The following is a 24,498-nucleotide window of genomic DNA, read 5'->3' on the forward strand; positions in this document are numbered from 1 at the left end:
GTAAGTAAATTGGGTGGCACAATATTTAATGCGGATGGAAAAATAACATTCAGCCATTATGAAGAATCCAACAGCTACTTATCGGTTACAATTTCATAAAGATTTTTCCTTTTCAGACTTCGAGAACCAGATATCCTATTTACAGAAACTGGGCGTCCGGACGATCTACGCTTCTCCTATTTTGGCTGCGACAAAGGGCAGCACGCACGGTTACGACGGCATCAGCCCCGAACTCATTAACCCAGAAATAGGAACTATCGAGCAATTAAAAAAAATAAGCGAAACATTGAAGCAACTGGATATAGACTGGTTGCAGGACATTGTTCCCAATCACATGGCATTTCATTCGGAAAATGAGTGGTTAATGGATGTGCTCGAAAAAGGGCAGCAGTCGGAATATGCTTCGTTTTTTGATATAGCGTGGAATAGTAAGTTGTTTCAGGGTAAGTTAATGGTCCCTTTTCTGGGCGCTACGCTCGAAGAAGTGATTGAAAATGAGCAGCTAAAACTGGAATACGCCGGAAACAAGCTGGTTATCAATTACGAAGGGGCGACATTTCCTTTGAATATCCGTTCTTACATGAACCTGCTGGGCACAGATCAGGAGAATGCTCCTGAGACGATCCAGCAATTGGTCACCCAGCTGAACGAAATTCACGAGGCCGAGGATGCCAAAGTATTTTCGCAGCGTTGGAGCGAGTTTTTGCTTCAACTTTCTTCTCTGATGAAAAACGAAAAGATCAAAGGCTGGATCGATCAGGTCATAGCCTCGGTCAATGCGGATAAGGAGAAACTGACTTCGATTGCCAAAGGGCAGGAATACTTACTTTGCTTCTGGCAGGAAACCGATTCCAAAATTAATTTCCGGAGATTTTTTACTGTAAACGGCCTGATATGCCTTAATATGCAGCGGGATGACGTTTTCGAAAAGTATCACCAATTTATCAAGCAACTTGTAGACGAAGGTATTTTCCAGGGCTTGCGCGTAGACCATATCGACGGGCTTTACGACCCCGCGGGCTATATGGATAAGCTTCGCGAACTCGCAGGCCAGGACACCTATCTTATTGTTGAAAAAATTCTTGAAAAAGATGAGTCCATGCCGGTGCAATGGCCGATTCAAGGCACTTCGGGCTATGAGTTTCTGGCCGATGTGAACAATGTTCTTACCAATGCCGGGGCGGAAGAGCTCTTCTCTGATTTTTACCATGAACTTACCGAAACGGATGACACCATCAGGGAGCAGTTGTTGGAAAAAAAGTCTGGAATCCTGAACAACCACATGGGCGGGGAGCTGGATAATCTCTACCAACTGTTTACGGATCTGGAATTGGTTGATTTGCAGGAACTGGAAACTGTTGGTAAAGACAAAGTTAAAGCAGCCATTGGCGAATTTCTGATCCATTGCCCTATTTACCGTTATTATGGTAAGGAAATGCCTTTGTCACAGACTGAAATCGACGCAGTAAGGGCTGTGTTGACCGAGGTTAAGGAGCATCATCCTGATCTGGCGGACGCAGCAGAAATGCTTGATGAGGCTATTTTGAAGAAAACGGTTGACAATGATGATGCGTATAATGCCAAAGCGCTGGAATTCTATCAGCGCTGGATGCAGTTCTCCGGGCCGCTGATGGCCAAAGGGGGAGAGGATACATTAATGTATACTTATAACCGCTTCATCGGACATAATGATGTGGGAGATTTTCCAGACCGCTTTGGGATGCCGGTAAAGGATTTCCATCACAAAATGCGGGTGCGCCGGAAGGAATGGCCATTATCAATGAACACCACTTCTACGCACGATACAAAGCGGGGTGAGGATGTAAGAGCAAGGCTCAATGTGCTCACCGACCTGCCCGAAGAGTGGATCGCCAAAGTCAATGAATGGCGGAAACTGAATGCGCCGCTGAAAAAGGCGGACGGACCAACGGATAATGACGAATATCTGATCTATCAGACATTGGTGGGAGCTTATCCGATGCCGGGTGAGGATGCAGGCGACTTTGCCGAACGGTTGGGTGATTATCTGAAAAAAGCACTTCGCGAAGCTAAAACAGATACAACCTGGGCTGAGCCCAATGAGGCCTATGAGAAAAGTACGGAGGAGTTTGCACTTGCCCTGCTCGATCCGCAGTCTCCGTTCTTTCAGGATTTCCAGGAGTATTTAAAAACGATTACCGATGCTGGAATAGTGAATTCCTTATCGCAGGTGCTGCTGAAATTTACATGTCCGGGCATTCCGGATGTTTACCAGGGAACCGAACTCTGGGATTTGAGTCTTGTGGATCCTGACAATCGCAGGCCGTTTGACTATGAAATCCGCAACACCTGGTTGAAGGAATTTGAGGATTATGATACCGAAAGACTGCTGGAAAAGTTGTGGGAAACAAGGAATTCGGGGCAGATCAAACTATGGCTTACACACCAGCTTTACAATCTCAGAAAAACCAATCCTGTCCTTTTCTCTGAAGGGGAATATGTGCCGCTAAAAATCCGCGGTGCCTATAAAGAGCATATTCTGGCTTTTGCCCGGAAACATAAAAAAGAATTCCTGGTTGTAGCCATTCCGCTGCACAGTGCAATGCTATGCAAAGAGCAGGGAAAGGCGTTTTTTGACCTCGACTGGAAGGATACGTCCATTGTGCTGCCGGATAATATGGAGGCCGCCTGGACAGAAATGCTCACCGGAAAGGAAGCCAACTATGAAGGGAAACTAACCCCAGCAGAAATATTCAATGGTCTGCCTATTGCGGTTTTGAAAGGGAAGAAGCCCGATAATGAGCGTAAGGCAGGTGTTTTGCTGCACATTACATCCCTTGCTTCCCCATTCGGGATAGGAGACCTTGGTTCTGAGGCATATGCATTCGCCGATTTCCTTGCGAAAAGCGGACAGAAATTATGGCAGATTTTGCCTCTTAATCCGGTCGAAGCAGCGCAATCCAATTCGCCATACAGCGCACTTTCCAGCCGCGCGGGAAATCCGCTACTGGTCAGCCCGGAAATGCTGGCGAATGAAGGACTTCTGGAACTGGATAGTCTGACTGAATTTGTGCTTCCACAGGATGGCAAAGCCGATTACGAGCAGGCAGGGAAATTAAAACATGACTTCTTGTCAAAAGCTTATGAGAAATTCCTTTCGCTGGACATTGCTGAGGCGAAGGAAGCATTTCAGGCTTTTTGTGAAAAAAATGAAGAGTGGCTGGAAGATTTTGCCATTTATATTGCCCTCAAACAAAAGCACGATGGCAAGCCCTGGTATACTTGGCCGGAAGAATTCAGAAAGCGTGACGTAAACGCGCTGGCCGGAATTGACCGGGATAAAATTGAATTTATCAAGTGGCAGCAATACATTTTTGATAAGCAGTGGAAAGAGCTGAAATCCTATTGTAATGAACAGGATATCAAACTCCTGGGTGACATTCCATTCTATGTAAGCTATGATTCGGCGGACGTTTGGGCCAACCCTGAGCTTTTCTGCGTGGACGAAGAGGGTAAGATCACCGGCATTGCAGGCGTGCCGCCTGACGCGTTCTCGGATGACGGGCAGTTGTGGGGAATGCCTGTATTCAACTGGGGTGCAGTGAAAAAGCAAGATTATAAATGGTGGGTGGACCGCCTGGCCAAAAACATTGAAATGTTTGACATTGTGCGACTGGATCATTTCCGTGCATTTGCCGACTATTGGGAAGTTCCGGGTGATGAAAAAACAGCCGTAAATGGAGAATGGAAGCTGGGCCCTGATGAGGAATTTTTCAAAAAGATAGAATCCGCACTAGGGGATTTGCCCTTTGTTGCGGAGGATCTGGGAGAAATTAGTCCGGAGGTTTATAAACTGCGGGACAAATTCAAGCTGCCTGGGATGAAAGTGCTGCAATTTGCTTTTGGTGAAAACATGGCGCAGTCGGATCACATTCCGCACAATTTCAATGTTAATTTTTATGCCTACACCGGCACGCATGATAACAACACCACATTAGGCTGGTTTAAGGCGGCGAAGGACGATGATATCAAAGAGCTGATCGGGCAATATGTTGGTTATGAGGTAACAGAAGAAAATATTTGTGATGTATTGGCGCGTCTTACTTATTCCTCAGTGGCAAAAGCGGCCATACTGCCTTTGCAGGACGTGCTACGCCTGGATGAGACGGCAATTATGAACATTCCTGGCTCCAACGAGAATAACTGGTCATGGCGGCTTACACCAGGCCAGATTACAGACGAGCATCAGCAGTATTTGCTGAACCTGACAACCATGTATAACCGGGACTAGGTTCAGGAAAATGATTGTGAATGTTGTGTTGTCGCTATATTTGTGAAATACAGCAACCGGGTGTTTCTATGTATTTAAAAAAAGCGGTTTTCTTAATCCTTGTTGGGTTTTATTTGATCAATTTTAGCAGCTGCAAAAGCGGAGCGGATAGTCCTGCGGATGCGGCTGCATTGCTCACGGAGCTGAAACAGTGGCAAATCGATGAGATCGTGGTCAATGACGCGGTTACTTTTAAAGACGGGAAACTGACCAAGCAATCTGGCGGGATTGATTTCGAGCGCTATATGGAAACGGTTGAGGTTCGTAAGGACGGCACATTTTCGGGTGTATTTAAGGGTGATGCCAAACCATTTATCCTGAAATGGAGGCAAAATGATAAAAACCTGACAGTAGGAGCCGCTGACGGAGCTGCGAAGGGTGGCGAATGGACCATTGATCCGAAAGATGTAAGCAATGAGTTCTTTACCATGAAAACGCAGAGCACCGCTTACGATTACCCAAGAATGACCCGGATTTCACTGAAATTTAAAGCTGTAAAGTAGACCCGCCACCTCCGAAACACATTTGAAATGACAAACCTGGAAAAAGCATTCACGCTTTTTGACGATTATAACCGTAACGCCCCCGAACATCTGACCTATGACGGAACTGAATATCCGTCAGAATATTTTTATGCGCTGAAATTGCATGAATGGGTTACGAAACTGGACCCCGAAGCGAGCGAAAGCCTGTTACTGGCATCCCGCGCACAGCATATCGGGCGCTGGGAAATCGCACGCAGCAGTTATCCGGAGGGTAGGGTAGGCTATCTCAAATGGCGCACTGATTTGTCTAAGTTTCACGCTGCAAAGGCAGCAGAAATACTGGAATCTGTCGGTTATGAGGATGAAACCATCCAGCGCGTGCAGCAAATCATCCGAAAGCAGCGCATCAAGGACGATGAGGAAGTGCAAACCATGGAGAATGCACTGTGCCTTGTTTTCCTGCAATTCCAATACGACGACCTGATCGCGAAAACCAGCGAGGAGAAAATGGTCAATATTTTACAGAAAACCTGGGCAAAAATGAGTGATCAGGGAAGAAACATGGCGCTTTCTCTCCAATATGGTGATGAAGGAAAGCGCCTTATAAACCTTGCATTAGGCGCCGCCTGATGCAAGGTCATAATTAATCCTGCCTGACAACCTCTTTCCTGCCGTCCAGTGCTTCCGCAGTTTTTACCAGCTGGATAAATTCCGCGCGATAGCCTTCGTCATCCTTTCCAAGGGCCGTTTTGGCACGGGTAACCACATCTTTATAAGCAGCCTTTCCCTTAAATTCAGAGTTGCGCAGTAACAAGCCAAACTCCGCCACTGCGCTGGCAAACCGGAGATTTTCAGAACAGGAAGCAAAGGGTTTGGAGGCATTTTTGACAGGCAGGTCGAACAGTGTGCTCACTTCCGAATCGGGCTTTTTGTAGCGGATCTTCAATGTTAGCATTTCATCCGTTTTGCCTATCTCCGAAGCATCCGTTTTCTGATATTTCAGCGGGTCGTTTTTAGCGAGATAATGGCTTTCGGAGCCTGCTGGAACGATTTCATACAATGCTGTTACCGTGTGTCCCGAGCCCATTTCGCCTGCGTCCTTTTTGTCGTCATGAAACTCTTCGTTTTTAAGCGCGCGATTTTCGTAACCAATCAGCCGGTAAGCTTTTACATGCCTTGGGTTAAATTCTATCTGGATTTTAACATCCTTAGCAACCGTGAACAGCGTCCCACCGACTTCCTGGACAAATTCTTTCCTGGCTTCCTGAATGTTGTCAATGTAAGCGTAGTTTCCGTTGCCTTTGTCAGCCAGTGTTTCAATGTGGCTGTCTTTGTAATTTCCCATTCCAAATCCCATAATGCTTAGAAAAATGCCCTCTTTGCGTTTTTCCTCAATAAGCCGCTGCAATGCTGCTTCACTGGAAACACCCACATTGAAATCGCCATCCGTTGCCAGGATAACCCGGTTATTGCCATTTTTCAGGAAGTTATCTTTTGCAAGTTTGTAGGCCAGTTCAATGCCTTCGCCGCCAGCCGTTGATCCTCCCGCTTCAAGTCCGTCGAGCGCTTCCTTGATGGTCATTTTCTCGTTTCCGGATGTAGGTTTCAAAATTTCACCGGCCGCGCCCGCATATACTACAATCGAAACCTTATCCTGCGGCCGCAGCTGGTCAACGAGTAACTTGAAAGCTTGTTTCAAAAGGGGAAGCTTGTTCTGGTCCGACATGGAACCGGACACGTCGAGAAGAAAAACGAGGTTGGACGCAGGCAGCTCTTTCATGGGAATATGCTTCGCCTGCAAGCCGATATGCAGCAGTTTAAGACCCGGATTCCACGGCGACTCGGTCATTTCGGTCGAAACAGCAATGGGATGAGCCCCGGATGGGCCCACATAATCGTAATCAAAATAGTTGATCATTTCTTCGATCCGCACCGCGTCGACAGGAGGCATCTGGCCCGAATTCAGGAACCGGCGTGTGTTACTATATGAAGCCCTGTCCACATCAACCGAGAATGTGGTGACGGGCGTTTGGGATGCACTCTGGAAGCCGTTTTCATTAACCGGATTATAATTTTCCGTTTCCAGGGGCTGGTGGCGCTGGGCAGGCACTGCGAAGGTGGCCGTGCTCATTTCCATATTGGCAACAATGCCGGTAACCTTATGCTTAGGATAACGGCTTTTAGTCAAAACACCCGTCAAGTCCATTTTGCCGGTTGCAAAGGTTATGTTCACAACATTTGAAGTCCCTAATGTTACTTTTTTGGATGTATAGCCGGGCATTACAAACGTGAGCGAAACAGCATAAGCCGGAACCTGAATTTCATATCTTCCTAGCGAATCGGTTTTAGTGTGCGGCAATGTTTTTTCCACCATAACCATGACATCTGCCAGTGGTATTCCGTTTTCATTCGTTACAACTCCGGAAATCTTCCTGGTCTGGAGCATTGAAAATGCACTCAGGGCGGCAATGAGGAGCAATACAATTTTGATTTTCATGGCTAATAGATTTTGTTTATCAGCTGGATGCACGCACCAGGACGATTCCATAAAAGTTTTTCGGTTTTTTTATGGAATTTTAAAAAAGCTGCATCTAAGGGTTAACAAACGGAGGTCATTCTATTTTCGACTCATGTGAAGTTTTTAAAGATATTCAAAAGAGACATCGTAGCACCGCTTTCAGAAGCTCAGCAACTCGCTGCTTACCGCAGCTCGGGGGACGCTGGCTTATTGGGCAAGCTTTACGAGCCTTATATGGATATGGTTTTTGCATTGTGTTACAAGTATTTGCAGGACGAAGATGCGAGCAAGGATGCGGTTATGCAGATATTTGAAAAGCTGCTGGTTGAATTAAAAAGTCATGAAGTGGAAAATTTCAAAAGCTGGCTTCACAGCGTATCCCGGAATTTCTGCCTGATGCAGCTGCGGGCTAGCAGGACATTTGTGACGGCAGATCAGGCTGACAGTGAGGATGTTGAATCCATAATGGTTTCATATGAAGAGGACGAGCCACTTTTTGGAGAAAGGAAATTCGAGGCACTGGAAACGTGTCTGGGCACATTGCCGGCCGCTCAGCGGAAGGCAATCCAGCTGTTTTATATAGAGGAAAAATGTTACAGAGAAATCAGCCAAGAGACTGGTTTCGAAGCCAGCAAGGTGAAGAGTTATATTCAGAATGGTAAGCGTAACCTGAAAATTTGCATTGAAAAAAATGAAAGCAAATAGGTCCGATACATCAGGATTCGAAGATTTTCGCCGCTATCAGAACGGCGAGATGTCTTCCCGTGAGCGGCATTTGCTGGAAAAGGAAATGCTTGAAAATCGCTTGCTTGCAGATGCCTATGAGGGATTTCTCTTACTGCAAAATAATCAGATCGATTTTGCCAACATTAACAAAGAGCTCCGTGAAAGATTAGAAAACAGAACTTCTGCCAGCCGTAAAAGAACGGTGCCGCTCTGGGCTTATGGCGCTGCAGCATCGCTGATCATTACATTGGGCGCCTGCTGGCTTGTATTTGTTTCAAACCCAAAACAAGAAACAATCCGTGAAATCAGTCAAAAGCCATTGGAAAAGCCGTTGACCAGACCCACTCCGGAAGCTCAACCGAGTTTGTCCAATACACCTGAGGTTGCTGTTTCAGCTTCAAAATCCACACCTAAGGCTGAGTCCAAACCGAGACGTGCCAAAGAATTGGAACCTGCTGTTGCTGAGGTTGAAACTAATCTTAATGAGGAAGTAAGGATTGCAGAGCATTCGGATCAGGTGAGCGTTCCCGCATCGGCTGCGCCGGAGGGGCAGGCATTCAGCTATTCGGCGCGCGACCCGCTCAGGTCATCTGCGACGAACAGCCTGAGTGACAAGCCCAAGTATAAAAAGAGCAATCATGTTGTGCCCGAAACTGCATCCACCCTACGAACGGCACCATCAGTTGCAGCATTCAAATCAATTTATCCGGTAAAGGCCCGTCCGCTAATGGGCTGGGATGCTTACAATGCTTACCTGGACGAGCAAACCCGCGCTGCCCGGCGAAATGGTGAGGTGATCGTCAGTTTTAAAATAAATGCGGATGGCTCATTAACCGACTTCACAGCGCAAGGGAAAAAACCTTTACAACCTGAGGCTATACGCATTATCAGCGGAGGGCCGCTATGGGTTCCTGCCCAACAAAATGATTCCGCCGTCAGCACGGCTGCAACGCTCCGGTTGAAGTTCAGAAAATAGGTGAAATCTCGAAAATTAACTTGTAAATGCCTGGCGATATAGCGGTTACAAGCCTGTCGTAGAACTACTTTGCAATATTTTCTAATTTAGAACCTTTATCTTTTGTGAATTCGATTGTAGTACTTAATTTTACTATCAGCATCATCACGCCCCTTCATACATTTACCCTTTATAATAATTTCTGGAAATCGATTGATAACACCAAAATTTGATGCTTTTAATATGATCTGATGCGCAGAAATAAGGGTCTCCTGATAATATTTCCGGATAGATTTTGCAATGGAAAGTATTATTATTAATTCTACGGAATAATTAGCTATTATTTTATAGGTTTAGGAGGCAACCATCCCAACCCGGGCGAAAGCCATAATCCGAAACACCTTAACAGGCCTTGATAATTTGAATAATTTGTACCCACCTATGAGCAGTAGAAGAAATCTTTTGATTTTAGATGACGAACCCAGTATTACCAAAATATTGGAGCATTTTTTGAAAAAGGACTTTAATGTTGTAATTAAAAATGACGGGTCCGAAGGGATGCTGTGGCTGGAAGAGGGAAACCAGGCCGACCTCATCATCGCGGACCTTCATATGCCGAATCTGAGCGGGAAAGAGTTTTTAAAGGTCGCGAAAGCCAGCAATTTATATGCCGATATCCCTGTGATCATCCTTTCCGGATCTGATGAAAGCAGCGAACGTATCCAGTGCCTCAACCTGGGTGCCGACGACTTTATGTTAAAGCCATTCAATCCCATGGAGGTTCATGCCAAGATCAACGCGATCCTCCGCCGAAGTAAACGCTACTCTTAATCAATAATATAATATGGAATTGGCAAGCACGTCCGAAGGAATGGTTGTTGAGTCAAAATCCTATGTTGCTTTGTTCAGGGTAATTTATCTGAACAAGGATCTGGAACAGTATCTGAAATTTTCCGAACAATATTCGGATACGCTGCAGGTTGAATATTTCGATTCAAAAGAGGGCGTTCTGCATGCCCTGGAAGAAAATTATCCTGCGGATATCATCCTCGCCCACAGCGAAAGCGGTGGCCTTGAACTGCTGGACACGATCCGGAACACGGCCGGTTTCGGCAACATTCCTTTTGTGCTGATGGTGGATAAGCTCAGCAGCGAGGCAATCGAAACGGCCCGCAAGCATCACGCCGACGACGTTTTCTCTGTCCGGTTCGATGATGGCGACCTCATTACCCGCATCCGCTATTTCAAAAAACGGCAATGGTATGTGGCCAGCAAAGCCTCTCAAAAAATCAGCGCGGAAAACACGCGCACGCCATTGTGGAAAAGGTCGATCGACGTTATTTCGACCGGTGGTGCGGTCCTCCTGCTGCTTCCCGTATTCCTGTTAATTGCACTTCTGATTCGCTTGGATTCAAAAGGCCCTGTTTTTTACAAATCAAAAAGAGTAGGGAGCGGCTACAAGATCTTTGACCTTTACAAATTCCGCACCATGCGTACCGATGCCGACCAGCTCATCCGGAAGATGGCTGCATTAAGTATGTACAATAAGGTCGCCGAGCCAGCTGCCAACCAGATGGAAAGCAACGGCTTATGCGACGAATGCATAGCGGGAAATCAATGCAAAAGCTTGTTGTTCCATGATGGGAGAGAAATCTGTGAAAAGCTTTATCACTTCCAGAAAGATCAGAAAGCAGCATTTATGAAGTTCCAGAATGATCCGCGGATCACCCGTTTCGGACAGTTTCTAAGAAACAGCAGTCTGGATGAGCTTCCGCAGTTGATCAACATTCTGAAAGGCGATATGTCGCTGGTGGGTAACCGGCCGCTGCCGCTTTACGAAGCCGAAAAAATGACGACCGACGATAAAATCCTGCGCTTTGCCGGCCCGGCAGGTCTTACCGGCTTATGGCAGGTGACCAAGCGCGGAAAAGGAAAGGCGGACATGTCGGAAGAAGAAAGGACGCAGCTGGACATTACCTATGCCAAGGAATTTTCCTTTAAAATGGATATGCAGATTATCTTGAAAACATTCCCGGCCCTCTTGCAATCAGAGAACGTATAACCCTCCCTATCATAACATTATCGAAATTACTTTTACACGCTTATGTTAAATGGTCTTAATCCATTCATCCCTGGACGCGTCGTAGTGCTTGATAACCCGCGCAGGGTTGCCCACAGCCACAGAGTAGGGAGGGATATTTTTAGTGACAACGGCCCCGGCGGCAATTACGCAATGTTTTCCTATCCTTACCCCGGCCGTGATAACGGTGTTGGCGCCAATCCAGCAATCGTCTTCAATCACAATCGGGGCTACGCTAACGCCTTGCTGATGAATAGGTTGTCTGATATCGGCGTAGTTGTGGTTCAATCCGCTGGCGACAATGTTCTGCGCGAGGATCACATTGTTCCCAACCGTAATCGGGCCGATGATCACATTACCCAGCCCGATCAGCGAGTTATTGCCGATCCTAACTTCTCCCACACCATTATTGATCGTCGTAAAGTCTTCAACCATAGAATTGTCTCCGATTGAGAAGGGATTGAATGGCAATACATCCATTCTTACCCAGCTCCTGATGATGACATTTTTACCTTTTTGATGATAAAAGCGGTTCAGTATCACTCTCACCCAAAGCCTCGGACGAGCCTGATTAGTAGGGATAAGAAGCCAGTGAAAGAACTTTTTTAGACGGGGGTTACTCTTGATTCGGTCAGAAAAGGCCATTTGTTAAGGCAGGAAAAAGTAGAAGTAATTTTAGTCAAATGTATTTTTTATAACTACATAATCAAGCAATATTCATTTTAAATAAGTTATTTTTTTAAAAATTGATGTCAATGAGATACGCAGTGTTTTTAATTCCTTTGTTTTTGATTACCCTCACAACGCACGCACAGGAGTCTTTGAGCAAAGATGTGGACTATGCTTATCTCGAAAAGTTAATCGCCGCCTGCAAGACAAATTATCCGCGGGTCAAAATGTACGAAGCGCGGGTCAACATTGCTGAAAATGGCATTAAGAAGGCCAAGCTTTCCTATTTTGACATCTTTTCATTTTCATATCTGTACAGTCCTAACAATAATAACCGCTCTGTTTCGCCGGATTTACTGAGCGGTTACCAGTTTGGTTTTTTTGCCAACATTGGTTCCATCCTGCAAAAGCCTAATCAGGTAAAACAAGCCAAAAGTGAATTCAAAGCGGCCGAATACGACAAACAGGCTTTTGATCTCAACATGGAGGCAGAAGTTAAAAAGCGATATTTTACTTATATGCAGAAGGTCGCCGTGCTGCGGATAAGGTCGTCGTCTATTTTGGATATCAATGATGCGGTTACCAACGCCAGACACCGGTTTGAAAAAGGTGAAGAAACATTACAGAACTACAACCAGGCATTGATCGTACAATCGGATTACAGTCAGAACATTGTTAATGCGGAGGGCGAGGTCCTGGTGGCGAAAAGTAGTTTGGAAGAAATCGTTGGACAAAAACTGGAAGATATCAAATGAGCGAAGTGCTGCAATTTTTACGATTACTACAACGGAATAAGATTACCCTCATCCTGGTTCCGCTGATTACGGTTATTATTTGTTATTTCCTGGTCCAGAAGCTGCCCGACACTTTCGAGTCCCGTGCGCGGATTGCAACGGGCCTTGTTGATAAAACCGACCAGGTCGTTACGAAGGAAAAGGACGAGCAGGAGTCCCAGATCAACCGCAAGTTTGAGAGCCTTATCCAGATGATGACATTGAAACGCAATCTCGATCTGGTTTCTTACCGGTTGATGATCAATGATTTGAAAGATTTGAAAGACTCGACATGGCGGGAGCCTGTGGACCAGCTTGAAAGCATGAGTAAGGCGGATAAGGCGAAGGCCATCAACTTCCTGACCAAAAAATACAAAGCGCGCGAAGGCCTTGATCTCTCAAAAGCTTATGAAAACAGCCTTAATAACATCATCACAGACATGGGCTATGATGCTGCCGCAATCCGCGAGAAGCTGGTCGTTTACCGCGCGGGTAACAGTGACTATATCGATATTGAATACGAAGCCGAACATCCGGATCTTGCTGCTTATGTGGTGAATGCAGTGAGCCAGGAGTCCATTGGCTTCAATTCGTCACGCGTGGTTGAAAACAACAAGAAAACGATTGATTTCCTGCAAAGCTTTATGCTTGCGAAGCAGGTCGCGCTGAATGAAAGGATGAACAAGCTCCGGGATTTTAAGATCAAGAACCGGGTGATGAACCTGAATGAGCAGGCCAGAAGCATTTACGGTCAAATGGCTGATTATGAAACCAGAAGGGAAGTTGCCCAGAAGGAAATTATCGCCTACGATGCTGCCATCAAGAACATTGACAACAAATTTAATCCTGCGGACAGAAAATATTTTGAAAGTGCGTTAACGAGCATTAATCAAAGCATTGTGAGCGACAAGCGGGCGCTGAGAGACCTGAATGAACGATATATCGCGAGCAATTTCAACCCGAAGTTGAAAGCCAGCATGGACTCGGTCAGGAACATTCTTTCGGCTGAGATAGATGCGGCCTCGGATAAATACATTTACAATCCGATGGTGACTAAGCAGGATCTTGTAGGGAAGAAGCTGACTATGGAAATTTCGCTGGAAATGGCCAAAAACAGTGTGGCTTCCATCCAGGGCGAGCTGAACCGGCTGAACAAAAAATTTGACGGGCTCGTGCCAAACGAAGCCACGATCCAGGAATACGAAACCAGTATCGACATTGCGAGCAAAGAATACATTGAGGCTTTGCAGCGATATAATGATGCGAGTCTGGAATTCAGTTTTCCGGTTTATTTAAGGCTTATCGAGAAAGCGATGCCGGGAACGGTTCAGGCTTCTAAAAAGATGGTGCTGATCGTGCTTTCGGGTGTTATCAGCTTTACATTCTGCGTGTTTGTTTTCTTCATCCTTTTTTATCTCGACAAATCCATCAGGTATCCGCTCCAACTGGCGAACACGACGGACCGGCCTGTATTGGGTTATCTCAATTCACTGGGTAAGGACTCCGGCCTGAGCTTTTCGGGCATGAATTCCTCCGACGGCAAGGCGATCCGGTTGTATAAAAACCTCGTTCGTTCTATCCGCTACGAGCTGGACAGCGAGCTGAGCGATCCGAAAATCATTGCAGTAACAAGCCTTTCTAATGATGTTGGTAAAACGTCCTTTGTGGTCGCACTGGCCTGGGCGTTTTCCAAGATCAACAAAACGGTCCTGATCATTGACGGCAATTTTAACCAGCCCGACATTACCAAGCTGAATCCGGAATCGAGGCTTTTCGAAAATTATCTGAAACAAAACGACTTGCTGGAAGCGGTCCCGGGACAAATCAGCATTCTGGGAAATAAAGGCGGAGATGTCTCATTACTTGAACTTTCGGATGAGAAGATGATCGCGCAGCGCATCCAGGTTTTGAAAACACAATTTGACATTGTCCTCATCGAAACCGACGCGCTTACTTCCATGAACAAGGCGAAGGAATGGATCAGCTTTACGGATCGCGTGGTTGCTGTATTCTCAGCCGGGGAAACGATTTCAGGCGAGGATCAATCCAAAATCCAGTATCTGAACAGCCTGGAAGAAAAGTTCTCAGGATGGGTTTTGACCAACACAGAAGACATTCCGGAGCAGGCAGGCAAAATTGACAAACCCGTAGAAGTATGATGATCATTGGATACATATGGCTGCTTATCCAATGCGTTATTGGCTTCAACCTGATCTTTCCGGTTACATTGCTGCTGATTTACACGGTGCGCAGGTCGGTTAAAGGGCGTTCGAAAAACACGGTGACCACGAGCCCCGACTACGCTGTGATTGTGACGGCTTATGAGCAAACGCAACAGCTGCCGGCAGTTGTGAGCGCATTTTTAAAGGTCCGTTATCCCAATTTCCATATTTATGTGGTTGCCGATAAATGCGATATCAGCAATCTGCATTTTGGCTCGGACAAGGTTTCGTTGCTCCGGCCGGAAACGGTCCTCGGCAGCAACACCCGTTCCCATTTTTACGCGATCAGGAACTTCATCCGGCCGCATTCTCACCTGACCATTATCGACAGCGACAACCTGACCGATCCGGGTTATCTCGACGAATTGAATGTTTATTTCAGTCGGGGTTTCCATGCAGTGCAGGGTGTTCGGGATGCTAAGAACCTGGATAGCACTTATGCTTGTCTGGATGCTGCCAGGGACATTTACTATCATTTTTATGATGGAAAAGTGCTTTTTGGGGCTGGCTCTTCGGCAACGCTGGCAGGTTCGGGAATGGCATTTACGGTTCCGCTTTACAGGGAATGTCTGGAACATCTGGATGTTACCGGGGCCGGTTTTGATAAAGTGCTGCAAGAGGCGATTGTACGCCGGAAATACCGGATTGCATTTGCTGAACGGGCCGTTGTATACGATGAGAAAACCACGAGCACGGACCAGCTGGTGAAGCAACGGGCAAGGTGGATCAACACCTGGTTCAAGTATTTCGCGCTGGGCTTCGGCGTGTTTTTCAGAGGGTTGGTGAATTTCAACTGGAACCAGACGCTGTTTGGCCTGGTGCTGTTGCGACCGCCTTTGTTTATTTTCCTGTTGCTCTCCGTGCTCTTTATGCTGATCAATTTGTTTATAGCGCCCGGCATTGCATTAGCCTGGTTTGCCGCGCTTTGCACATTTGTGATTGGGTTTTACATCTCGCTGAAAAGCTCAGCAACGGACCCGCGGATCTATCAGTCGCTCGTGAACATTCCGAAGTTCATATCTTTTCAGATACTCGCACTATTGAAAGCAGGTAAGGCCAATCAGATTTCTGTTGCCACAAAACATAGCTCAGGATCGCAAGAGCGAACATTATGAAAATTTATCCATCTAAGTTCGGCAAGAAAAGAAAGGAAAGTTTCGATGAGCTGCCACCTTTTGAACAAAAAGTACGGCAGGCTGCATTGGTTCTGGCGTTCGTGAGCGTGTTCATTTTCTTGTTTAAAATAGTCTTCTTTTAGTGGAAATTTATCAAATATCAACACCTTCCAGCCCTGATTCTGCCGGTCCTGTTAGAAGATATCTGCGCCGGATCTTTTGGGACGAAAAGTTGCAGAACATTCCCGGAATGCTCTTTTTGCTGCTTTTCTCTGTCGGTTTTGGTTGGGCAAATGCGGTGTTCGGACTTAAAGTTGGTGTGCTGATCATTGCTGCGCTTGTTGGCGTGCTCGTGCTGTACGGAATTGTGACGTATCCCAAATTCGGCATCATTATCCTGCTCATGCTCGCCATTTTTGTCTTTTCGATTATCCGGCTGGGCATTAACTTTCCGTGGGGAACGGCTGTTGACGGCGTCGAAATTCTGTTAATGCTTGGTTTTTTTATCTCGCAAAAGAAAAACCCTGACTGGAAGATCCTGAAAGGACCTGTAAGCACCATCATTGTCATCTGGGTGTTCTATAACTTCCTTCAGGTGGGCAATCCTACGGCCGAATCGCGCCTTGCGTGGGTGTATACGATCCGGTCAGTTGCTATTGTCATGCTTACGTATTTCGTATTCGTGTATCAGATCAACACGATACAGTTTCTGAGGTTGATCCTGAAACTCTGGCTCGGATTGTCGGTCATTGGGGCACTATATGGTTTCAAGCAGGAATTCATCGGCTTTTCGGATGCGGAAAATGAGTATTTATATTCTGATCCCCTGATTTCCGATCTGCTCTTTATTAACGGACATTGGCGTAAGTTCTCCATCTTTTCGGATCCGGTTGCGTTTTCCTATCACATGGTAGTGAGCACATTGCTATGCGTCGGCCTGATTTCAGGGAATCTTAAAATCTGGAAAAAAGTGGTGTTGGGTGTGATGGCTGTCATTTTCGTAATGGCTATGCTTTATTCCGGCACACGTGGTGCTTATGTGCTCCTTCCCGGAGGGCTTATCATGTTTTGTATTCTCAAATTCAGCAAGAAGATTCTTGTATTTGCGGTCTTCGCATTTTCGCTGACCGTCGTGCTTGTACTTATGCCCACGTCCGATCCGACCTTGTTTCGCTTTCAGTCGGCGTTCAAGCCTTCGGACGATGCTTCATTCAATACACGGGCAATCAATCAGAAACGCATTCAGCCCTTCATTCAATCGCATCCGTTTGGCGGCGGGCTGGGGGCGACGGGTGTCTGGGGCGTGCGGTTTGCTCCCAATTCTTATCTCGCCAAATTCCCGCCGGATAGTGGTTACGTCCGCGTTGCCGTGGAGCTGGGGTGGGTAGGACTCTTTATATTCTGTTGCCTGATGTTCACCATCCTGAAGGTCGGGATCGATAATTATTTCCAGATCCGTAACCCGGAATTAAAAACGTACTGCTTGTGCATGCTTCTGATTGTATTTGCATATAACTTAGGGAATTACCCGCAGGAAGCGCTTGTGCAATTTCCTGCCAACATTTATTTTTCGTTAACCATTGCCATTATTTCGGTGACCAGGATTTTGGATCAGCGGGAGAGAAAAAGGCTCACATCCTAACCAGATTCTTTCACTCACTACGATCAGATATGGATATCGTTATCACGGGACAGCAGGCATGGGATGTGGAGATTGGCAGTAACTGTAAAAATATCGCACTGGAATTCAGTAAGTCGCACCGGGTTTTATATGTCAATGCGCCGCTGGACCGCATTACTGCCATGCGGCATAGTGCCGATCCGAAAATCGTCAGGCGCCTGCGCGTGCTTCATAAGCAGGAGGATGGCCTGGAAGAAGTAGAAAAAAATCTCTGGGTGCTGTATCCCGATCGCATGATCGAGTCGATAAACTGGATCTCTTTCGACGATATCTTTAAAATGTTCAATGCCAGGAACAACCGGATTTTTGTCGATTCCATTGCCAGGGCGCTCAAAAGGCTTGGATTCGAGAATGTCATACATTTTAATGACAATGATATTTTCCGGAGTTTTTACATAAAGGATTATCTGAAACCACGGCTGTCCGTATATTACTCGCGTGATTACATGATAGGGGTGGAGTATTGGGCTAAGCACGGCGCTAAGCTGGAACCGGAGCTGATCGCGAAAAGCGACATCTGTGTTGCTAACTCCACGTATCTGGCCGCTTACTGTAAACAATATAATCCCAATACTTTTTACGTAGGGCAGGGCTGTGACCTTGAACTTTTCAACTCCGGCATAGGCGCTGCCGAGCCAGCCGACATTGCATCTATTCCAGGGCCAAGGATCGGTTATGTGGGGGCTTTGCAAAACTTACGGCTGGACCTGGAACTGCTGCATTATATCGCTGTTTCACGCCCGGCGTGGCAGCTTGTGCTCGTAGGGCCGGAGGATGATGTGTTTAAGGAAAGCACGCTGCACCAACTTGACAATGTAATCTTTACGGGCTCAAAAAACGCAGACACACTTCCGGCTTATATCAATTCATTCGACGTATGCCTTAATCCCCAGCTCCTCAACCAGCTTACCATAGGCAATTATCCCAGGAAAATAGATGAGTATCTTGCTCTCGGTAAGCCTGTTGTAGCCACAAGGACCAATGCGATGGATGTTTTCAGCGACCATGTGTATCTGGCCGAAAACAAGGAAGAGTATATTGTAATGATAGAAAAAGCTCTGGCCGAAGATTCAGGCGCCAAAGCGGAAGAGCGGCAGGCCTTTGCCCGTTCACATAGCTGGGAAAACAGCGTTGCTGAAATTTACAAGGCGATCAACGCATTATAACATTTTCAGTTCCGCCAGGCCTTGCGTGGAATCGGCCTCCAGTTGCAATAGTTTGCGGTTGTCCTCTTCGTCCCAGATCCCCTGTTTTAACTTCGCTTCGTAATCTTTGTACTGATTGGCAGTGGTAAGCAGCCCCACCGAGAACAGTGACGACCGGAATTTGTGAATAGCCTGTCTCATTTGTTCCAGATCACGCGTTTTCGACGCCTCCCGGATAGCGCTCAGTTGTATTTTACTGTCATTTTCGAACATGCTGATCAGTTCGTCGCGGAGTTCGCGGTCACCTCCGGTTATTTCAGCTAGATATTCAAGATTTAGGATACTGTTGGTCATTGTGTTATTAGTAAGAGGCTGGTCGTGAGCAGGTGCTGTTTTTTTATTATTTTCTTTATTTCCCAAATGGGCGATCGTGTACAACAGTTCGCTTTCTTTGAAAGGCTTCGAAATATAGCTGTTTGCGCCGATGCTGAGGCATTCTTCTTTTTCACCAATCATGGCATGTGCGGTCATGGTGATTATCGGAATTGTCTTCGAAATGGACTGCCGGATTTCCTTAATCGCCGTATATCCGTCCATTACAGGCATTTGAATGTCCATCAGCACAATGTCGAAACCGCCCTTTTCCAGGCTTTGGATTGCTTCCAGGCCATTGTTTACAATGGTCAGCGGGATCTTCATTCTTTCAAATATAGCGGAAAGCAATTTTTGGTTCAATAAGTTATCTTCGGCTGCGAGTATATGTAGCGATGACACCGTCTTGCTGATGTCATCCACATTTTCGATCTCAGCCTCAGGAGCGGCGTGCTCGGCTATTCTAAGTGGGATTTCAATGGTAAAAACAGAGCCTTTTCCTACCTCACTTTGCAGCGTCAATTTTCCGTCGAACAGCTCAACGAGTGATTTTACAATGCTTAGCCCAAGCCCAGTTCCTCCAAAAATGCGGGTTGTGCTTTCCGTAGCCTGTACAAACCGATTGAAAACGCTTGCCAGCTTATCCTTTTCAATCCCTATCCCTGTGTCCTCCACCTGGAACCGGATCGTCTGAACGCCATTAACCAGATCGCTCACAGGGGTTACGCGTAATTTTACACCGCCGGTTTCCGTGAACTTGATTGCATTTCCACAAACATTCAACAAGATCTGCGTGAGCCTGAGCTTATCCGTTTCAATGAATTCCGGCACATTATCGGCAAGGATAGCTTCATAGGAAATGCCCTTTTCGCCAGCCCGTTGCCTCATAATGGCTGATATGGACTTTATCAAATCCCTGATTGATGCAGACCCTTTTTCAAGATGCACCTGTCCGGCTTCAATTTTGGAAAAGTCGAGAATATCATTGATCAGTTCCAGCAGATTTTTATTGGCATACTGAATGTAACCCAGAAATTCCAGGCTCTTGGGATCGGTAAGCTCGCTAACCAGCAGGTTGGTGAACCCGGTTATCGCATTGAGTGGGGTCCGGATCTCATGGCTCACATTGGAGAGGAATATATCCTTCACCCTTACCGACTTTTCCGCAAGTATCCGCGCTTTTTCCAGCGTAGCTTCGTAATTGGCGCGTTCGGTAATGTCGCGAAACACGGTAATGGCGCTTGTGATTTCACCATCAATGCCTACCACCGGCTGCACATTGCTTTCCAAATGGAAAATGGTGTTTGCTTTGATGAGGTCAATCTTGTTGCCGGTCAGCTTTTCTCCGGCAAGGCCTCTTGCAACGGGTAAGGTTTCAGCCGTAAACTGAACGTGGTCATTGGTTGGGTCACGCAGCACGAGCTGCTGCACTTCCTCCTCGAGGGTCTCAATCTTGCGCGATTTGATCCCTAATATTTCCATCCCCGACTGGTTGAGCAGCACAATTTCCTTTTGCTGGTTCACCACCATTACGCCATCGGGAATCGCTTCAAGATATTGGTTCAAAAGGCGCTCCTTTTCATTCAGTTCCTTTTGCAAAAGATGCTGTTTGCGCTTGTCTCTGTTGAGGAAAAAAATGGCAAACAATGTCAGCAAAAATCCGACACCGCTGGTTGCGAAAATGAAAAATTCTGAATTCTTCTGCGTAGTGGAAACGAGCTGCCGGCGCTTGTTCAGGTTGTAATGTTCGTGCTGTTCAATCTGCCTGATTTGATTGTTCAGCAGGCTGTTAAGCCGGATTCCTTCTCCCTTTTTGATCTCGCTGAACGCCGAATCTGCGCTGACGGTCCTGTAAATGGTGATAATGTTCTGGGTATAGGCGACAATATCACCGGAAATCTTTAATAATTCCTGAACCCGTTGCGTCTGAACCGGATTGGATTTGACGAGATTAAAAAGCGTGTCGCTGATCTCTACCAGCTGCACTTTTTTATTATAATTGTCGGCCAGCAGATCCTTGTTTTCGGTGATCAGAAATCCCCGCATATTGGACTGAAAGTCCTTGGTAACCAACCCGAAATTCGCCGTCTGGTTCAAAACGCCGATCGTGACATTGAGCCTTTCGTTGTTCAGGGACAAGTCCTTGACATTCCGGTAAGTAAAGTATTGAGAGCCGAATATCAGGGCTAATCCAAGATAAATGCCTGCGTAATACAACCTAAAATACTTTGTAGCCGGACTGGTTAACATAAATTGGATTATTGCCTCCTCGATCGATTCCTAAATTACTTTTTCAACGCAAGATCCAGGCTGTTTTTCAGCCAGCGATAACGCAGATAAAAAAAGCGCGTAAGCAGCACCAGTGGATTTTCACTTAGCTTCCAGCTCCTCCGATCCAGCGTACTGGGCTCCTGCGCAGTGTTTTTTTGTTCAAAAATGGTCGTGAACTCGTTGTAGAACAGGCCTCTGCCTTTCTTATGCAAGAAATTTATCGCCATGGTATACTCGCTGAGGTTGATATTTACCTTGTCGGGGTAGCGTCCGAATTTTTCAAGGAAATTGCTGCGTCTCAGGTGCGGGTGATCGCTGTAAATGTAAAATTTGAGGTGGCTCGGGTCCCAGTAAGAAAATATCATTTCCGAAAATCCTTTTTTGAAAGGTTTCAGTTTGGGATGGGCAAAATACGCGTAGAACCTGACAATGTCGAGCCCTTTGTCCTCATTCATAAATTGCAGCGCATCTTTAAAAGTCTCCGGAAATTTTTCCGTCGGGTCAAAATCTTCCTGCACATAAAGGGTATAAGGCGTCTTTACTGCATCCTGACCCTTGTTAATGTTATCACCGAGGCCTTTGTTTACCGGCGTGGTCACCAGCTCAAAGGTGAAACGGTCCTTTAATGCAACAAGTTTGGTGAGATGTTCGGGCTTGCTTCCGTCATCAGACACTACGATAGAGGCGAACTGACAACCCAGGTTCTGGAATGTTGTTAACAATCGCTCTAACGAACCGCTTCTGTTGTAGTGGGTTATCAGCAAAGTAGTCTCCGGAAAATTATGTTGCATAAAAGATGTATATTATGTTGTCATATGCGGTCCTTACAAGGTGGAAAATTAGTTAATTTATCTGTAAAATTAATTCGCTAAATCAACAATATATTATTAAATAAATTCCATATTTGTGTCTACACAACCCGGCCATACCGATTTCCTCAGTCATTATTAAATGGGATTCGAACTTTTACAAAAAGTACAAAACAAGCACTTTCTATCGTTGGCGGGAAACGGCATTATGTCCGTTCTGGGTATGCTGAATATGATTATCCTGTACAGGACGCTTTCGGTGGCCAGCATCGGGATGTGGGTTTTCTTTCTCTCTGTTTTACTGCTTGTTGACACCTTCCGTTCGGGTTTTATCACCACCGCATTTATTAAGTTTTACGCGGGCGCAACGCCGGAAAGAAAAGCCGAAGTGGTGGGTTCAACCTGGTTTATAGCCGGCGCGATCACTGCCATCCTTGTTGTCCTGAATGTTCCTGCTTATTTCTTTTCGCCTTATCTCGAAAATCCTTCGCTGATCCTGTTTGTAGAATGGTTTGGTGTTATTTATGTCGCTTCACTTCCTTACTTTATCGCCACTTGCGTGGTCCAGGCAGAGCAGCGCTTTGATCATTTGTTATATATCCGGTTTGTAAATCAGGGTGTTTTTATCCTGCTGGTCATCATTATGGCCGTTACAAAAACGGCCAGTCTGCAAAACATTATCTACGCTTACCTTACCGCAGCCATCGCCACGAGCCTGTTTTCCATCTTCATGGGCTGGTCACGCATTGCTGCATTTGGCTCCCGTACGAAAGCTGGGATCAGTGAGCTGTTTCATTTTGGAAAATACAGCGTGGGCACAACGCTCAGCTCGAACCTGTTTGGCACGTCCAACACGATGATCATTAACTTCACGCTCGGGCCTGCCGCGCTCGCAGTCTATAACCTGGGCCAGCGCCTGATGGAGATTATCGAAATTCCCCTGCGCAGCTTTGCGGCAACCGGGATGCCTGAACTTTCGGCGGCATACAACGCAGGCAACAAAGAGCGGGTGATCGAGATCATGAAAAGATATACAGGCTTGCTTACCTGCGCGCTTGTGCCGGTGTGCATTGGGGCATTGCTGCTGGCGGATGTGGCGATCGGCATTATCGGAGGCAAAAAATACATGGATACCGAAGCTGCCAACATCATGCGGCTGTTCATGACTTTCGCCCTTTTGTATCCCATGGACAGATTTTTTGCGCTTACCCTGGACGTAATCCATCAGCCGAAAATCAATTTTATAAAAGTGGTCGTCATGCTCATTGCCAGCGTTTGCTCATCTTTTCTGGGCATTGCCATCACGCATAGTGTGTATGGGGTTGCCATTGCAGGCATTATACCCACATTAATAGGCGTTGGCGTGGGTTACTGGGGATTGAACCGGTTTCATCCTTTCTCGATCGGCAGTGTGATCACAACGGGTTACGCGGAAGCGGCTGGCATTGTTAAAACGTATTGGCTCAAATTCGCCGCAAGGTGAATCATAACTTATAACTGTATGAATCTTAGCGAAAACCCGGAGTGGCTGACCGATTATAGCAAAAGCTATAAAAAGTTTGAAGAAATACCCCAGCATGTGTTCGATTCCATTAACAAGGACCTTAAAAAGATCATTAGCGACGAGCCGGTAGTGACTGTGCTCATTGCGGCCTGGAATGAAGAGATCAACATTCTGAACTGTATTTCAAGCCTTTCCAAAACTGTTTGCGATTATCCGTTGGAGATCATTGTTGTAAACAACAATTCCAAGGACCGGACGCAGGACACGATCGACAAACTGGCGGTTAAAGGACTTTTTGAGCAAAAACAGGGATGCGGCCCGGCACGGCAGCACGGCCAGCTGAACGCCAAGGGAAAATACGTGCTCCTGGCTGACGCCGATTGTTTTTACCCGTCGTGCTGGGTGCAGGAAATGATCCGTGTGCTGAGCAAACCCGATGTTGTTTGTGTTTACGGGCGTTATTCTTTCATCAGCGAGCAGGGATTTCCGAGATGGAAACTTGGGCTGCTGGAAACGGGAAAAGACATTATCTCGGAGGTAAGGCAGATTAACCGCCCTTATTACAACGCCTACGGCATCAGCATGGGCTACATTCGCGAGCTGGGCCTGAAAGTGGGTTTTATCAATGACAATTTCTGGGGTGATGACGGACAGCTGTGCCTGGGTTTGATGAAATATGGCAAGATCAGGCAGGTGAGGTCCAATAAGGCCAGGGCCTGGACGGGAATCCGCACATTACAGCGCGACGGTGACACATTCACCAAAGTGTTCATGGCGCGGATCAATAAGGAGCGGAAAAGGTTTTTGGCCAATTTCAACTCCCGCTTGCCGGAGGAAGGTTCCTACAAAAAGCCGTCCTGATCG

At 46.5% G+C, this 24,498-nt stretch carries 18 protein-coding genes; 14 read left to right on the plus strand and 4 right to left on the minus strand.

The genetic code is table 11. The annotated features are described in order from the left end of the window. Positions 1-58 precede the first annotated feature (58 nt). From treY to LZG74_RS08100, 3 genes are all read left to right on the plus strand, one after another. On the plus strand, positions 59-4,270 hold the full coding sequence (gene treY, locus LZG74_RS08090) for a malto-oligosyltrehalose synthase (protein WP_233796048.1): 4,212 nt from the start codon (positions 59-61) through the stop codon (positions 4,268-4,270). A 68-nt stretch (positions 4,271-4,338) separates the two neighbouring features. Further along, positions 4,339-4,812: a hypothetical protein gene (locus tag LZG74_RS08095; RefSeq protein ID WP_233796049.1), complete on the plus strand. Its 474-nt coding sequence runs from the start codon at positions 4,339-4,341 to the stop codon at positions 4,810-4,812. 27 nt (positions 4,813-4,839) lie between these two features. Then, positions 4,840-5,424: a DUF4202 domain-containing protein gene (locus LZG74_RS08100; protein ID WP_233796050.1), complete on the plus strand. Its 585-nt coding sequence runs from the start codon at positions 4,840-4,842 to the stop codon at positions 5,422-5,424. 13 nt (positions 5,425-5,437) lie between these two features. On the opposite strand, the gene LZG74_RS08105 is transcribed toward LZG74_RS08100, so the two are convergent. Beyond that, positions 5,438-7,291 (minus strand): von Willebrand factor type A domain-containing protein, encoded by a 1,854-nt coding sequence (locus LZG74_RS08105; protein ID WP_233796051.1) that lies wholly within the window; start codon positions 7,289-7,291, stop codon positions 5,438-5,440. A gap of 135 nt (positions 7,292-7,426) precedes the next feature. On the opposite strand from LZG74_RS08105, the gene LZG74_RS08110 reads away from it, so the two are divergent. From LZG74_RS08110 to LZG74_RS08125, 4 genes are all read left to right on the plus strand, one after another. Further along, positions 7,427-8,017: an RNA polymerase sigma factor gene (locus tag LZG74_RS08110; RefSeq protein WP_233796052.1), complete on the plus strand. Its 591-nt coding sequence runs from the start codon at positions 7,427-7,429 to the stop codon at positions 8,015-8,017. After that, entirely contained in the window at positions 8,004-9,014 is a 1,011-nt protein-coding gene (locus LZG74_RS08115) for an energy transducer TonB (RefSeq protein ID WP_233796053.1), read from the plus strand. Before LZG74_RS08110 ends, LZG74_RS08115 begins: the two co-directional genes overlap by 14 nt. A 420-nt stretch (positions 9,015-9,434) precedes the next feature. Further along, positions 9,435-9,824 carry a response regulator transcription factor gene (locus tag LZG74_RS08120; RefSeq protein WP_026630356.1) on the plus strand — a complete coding sequence of 130 codons (390 nt, stop codon included), beginning with the start codon at positions 9,435-9,437 and terminating at the stop codon, positions 9,822-9,824. A gap of 13 nt (positions 9,825-9,837) precedes the next feature. Next, positions 9,838-11,055: a sugar transferase gene (locus LZG74_RS08125; RefSeq protein ID WP_255699040.1), complete on the plus strand. Its 1,218-nt coding sequence runs from the start codon at positions 9,838-9,840 to the stop codon at positions 11,053-11,055. Positions 11,056-11,100: 45 nt separating this feature from the next. On the opposite strand, the gene LZG74_RS08130 is transcribed toward LZG74_RS08125, so the two are convergent. Next, positions 11,101-11,718, minus strand: a complete 618-nt coding sequence (locus tag LZG74_RS08130; protein WP_233796054.1) for a DapH/DapD/GlmU-related protein — start codon at positions 11,716-11,718, stop codon at positions 11,101-11,103. A gap of 110 nt (positions 11,719-11,828) precedes the next feature. Here LZG74_RS08130 and LZG74_RS08135 point away from each other — a divergent pair, with 110 nt between their 5' ends. The 5 genes from LZG74_RS08135 (at position 11,829) to LZG74_RS08155 (ending at position 18,699) form a co-directional block, all read left to right on the plus strand. After that, entirely contained in the window at positions 11,829-12,497 is a 669-nt protein-coding gene (locus LZG74_RS08135; RefSeq protein ID WP_233796055.1) for a TolC family protein, read from the plus strand. Continuing rightward, positions 12,494-14,674 (plus strand): lipopolysaccharide biosynthesis protein, encoded by a 2,181-nt coding sequence (locus LZG74_RS08140; protein ID WP_233796056.1) that lies wholly within the window; start codon positions 12,494-12,496, stop codon positions 14,672-14,674. Before LZG74_RS08135 ends, LZG74_RS08140 begins: the two co-directional genes overlap by 4 nt. Continuing rightward, positions 14,671-15,852, plus strand: coding sequence for a glycosyltransferase (locus tag LZG74_RS08145; protein WP_233796057.1), 1,182 nt, complete (start codon positions 14,671-14,673; stop codon positions 15,850-15,852). Before LZG74_RS08140 ends, LZG74_RS08145 begins: the two co-directional genes overlap by 4 nt. Before the next feature lie 142 nt (positions 15,853-15,994). Continuing rightward, the gene (locus LZG74_RS08150; RefSeq protein WP_233796058.1) at positions 15,995-17,494 is read left to right on the plus strand and encodes an O-antigen ligase; all 1,500 of its coding nucleotides are present in this window, start codon (positions 15,995-15,997) and stop codon (positions 17,492-17,494) included. Positions 17,495-17,523: 29 nt separating this feature from the next. Next, entirely contained in the window at positions 17,524-18,699 is a 1,176-nt protein-coding gene (locus LZG74_RS08155) for a glycosyltransferase (RefSeq protein ID WP_233796059.1), read from the plus strand. Here the strand turns inward: LZG74_RS08155 and LZG74_RS08160 are convergent. Both LZG74_RS08160 and LZG74_RS08165 read right to left on the minus strand, forming a co-directional pair. Beyond that, a complete protein-coding gene (locus LZG74_RS08160; RefSeq protein WP_233796060.1) occupies positions 18,694-21,300 on the minus strand; it encodes an ATP-binding protein in 2,607 nt (868 codons plus the stop codon). The genes LZG74_RS08155 and LZG74_RS08160 overlap by 6 nt on opposite strands. A gap of 35 nt (positions 21,301-21,335) precedes the next feature. Continuing rightward, the gene (locus LZG74_RS08165; protein ID WP_233796061.1) at positions 21,336-22,112 is read right to left on the minus strand and encodes a glycosyltransferase; all 777 of its coding nucleotides are present in this window, start codon (positions 22,110-22,112) and stop codon (positions 21,336-21,338) included. Positions 22,113-22,272: 160 nt separating this feature from the next. Between LZG74_RS08165 and LZG74_RS08170 the strand changes: the two genes are divergently transcribed. Beyond that, a complete protein-coding gene (locus LZG74_RS08170) occupies positions 22,273-23,613 on the plus strand; it encodes a lipopolysaccharide biosynthesis protein (RefSeq protein WP_233796062.1) in 1,341 nt (446 codons plus the stop codon). Positions 23,614-23,631: 18 nt separating this feature from the next. Continuing rightward, on the plus strand, positions 23,632-24,495 hold the full coding sequence (locus tag LZG74_RS08175) for a glycosyltransferase family 2 protein (protein WP_233796063.1): 864 nt from the start codon (positions 23,632-23,634) through the stop codon (positions 24,493-24,495). Positions 24,496-24,498 lie beyond the last annotated feature (3 nt).

This window comes from Dyadobacter sp. CY327, from assembly GCF_021390415.1.
GTDB lineage: Bacteria > Bacteroidota > Bacteroidia > Cytophagales > Spirosomataceae > Dyadobacter > Dyadobacter chenhuakuii.

Bases quoted from the DNA above. Each gene is read 5' to 3' on its own strand.
- LZG74_RS08170 (WP_233796062.1), top strand. From the start codon at position 22,273: ATGGGATTCGAACTTTTACAAAAAGTACAAAACAAGCACTTTCTATCG.
- LZG74_RS08165 (WP_233796061.1), bottom strand. From the start codon at position 22,112: ATGCAACATAATTTTCCGGAGACTACTTTGCTGATAACCCACTACAAC.
- LZG74_RS08100 (WP_233796050.1), top strand. From the start codon at position 4,840: ATGACAAACCTGGAAAAAGCATTCACGCTTTTTGACGATTATAACCGT.
- LZG74_RS08135 (WP_233796055.1), top strand. From the start codon at position 11,829: ATGAGATACGCAGTGTTTTTAATTCCTTTGTTTTTGATTACCCTCACA.
- LZG74_RS08120 (WP_026630356.1), top strand. From the start codon at position 9,435: ATGAGCAGTAGAAGAAATCTTTTGATTTTAGATGACGAACCCAGTATT.
- LZG74_RS08145 (WP_233796057.1), top strand. From the start codon at position 14,671: ATGATGATCATTGGATACATATGGCTGCTTATCCAATGCGTTATTGGC.
- LZG74_RS08105 (WP_233796051.1), bottom strand. From the start codon at position 7,291: ATGAAAATCAAAATTGTATTGCTCCTCATTGCCGCCCTGAGTGCATTT.
- treY (WP_233796048.1), top strand. From the start codon at position 59: ATGAAGAATCCAACAGCTACTTATCGGTTACAATTTCATAAAGATTTT.
- LZG74_RS08175 (WP_233796063.1), top strand. From the start codon at position 23,632: ATGAATCTTAGCGAAAACCCGGAGTGGCTGACCGATTATAGCAAAAGC.
- LZG74_RS08155 (WP_233796059.1), top strand. From the start codon at position 17,524: ATGGATATCGTTATCACGGGACAGCAGGCATGGGATGTGGAGATTGGC.
- LZG74_RS08115 (WP_233796053.1), top strand. From the start codon at position 8,004: ATGAAAGCAAATAGGTCCGATACATCAGGATTCGAAGATTTTCGCCGC.
- LZG74_RS08130 (WP_233796054.1), bottom strand. From the start codon at position 11,718: ATGGCCTTTTCTGACCGAATCAAGAGTAACCCCCGTCTAAAAAAGTTC.
- LZG74_RS08125 (WP_255699040.1), top strand. From the start codon at position 9,838: ATGGAATTGGCAAGCACGTCCGAAGGAATGGTTGTTGAGTCAAAATCC.
- LZG74_RS08140 (WP_233796056.1), top strand. From the start codon at position 12,494: ATGAGCGAAGTGCTGCAATTTTTACGATTACTACAACGGAATAAGATT.
- LZG74_RS08095 (WP_233796049.1), top strand. From the start codon at position 4,339: ATGTATTTAAAAAAAGCGGTTTTCTTAATCCTTGTTGGGTTTTATTTG.
- LZG74_RS08160 (WP_233796060.1), bottom strand. From the start codon at position 21,300: ATGTTAACCAGTCCGGCTACAAAGTATTTTAGGTTGTATTACGCAGGC.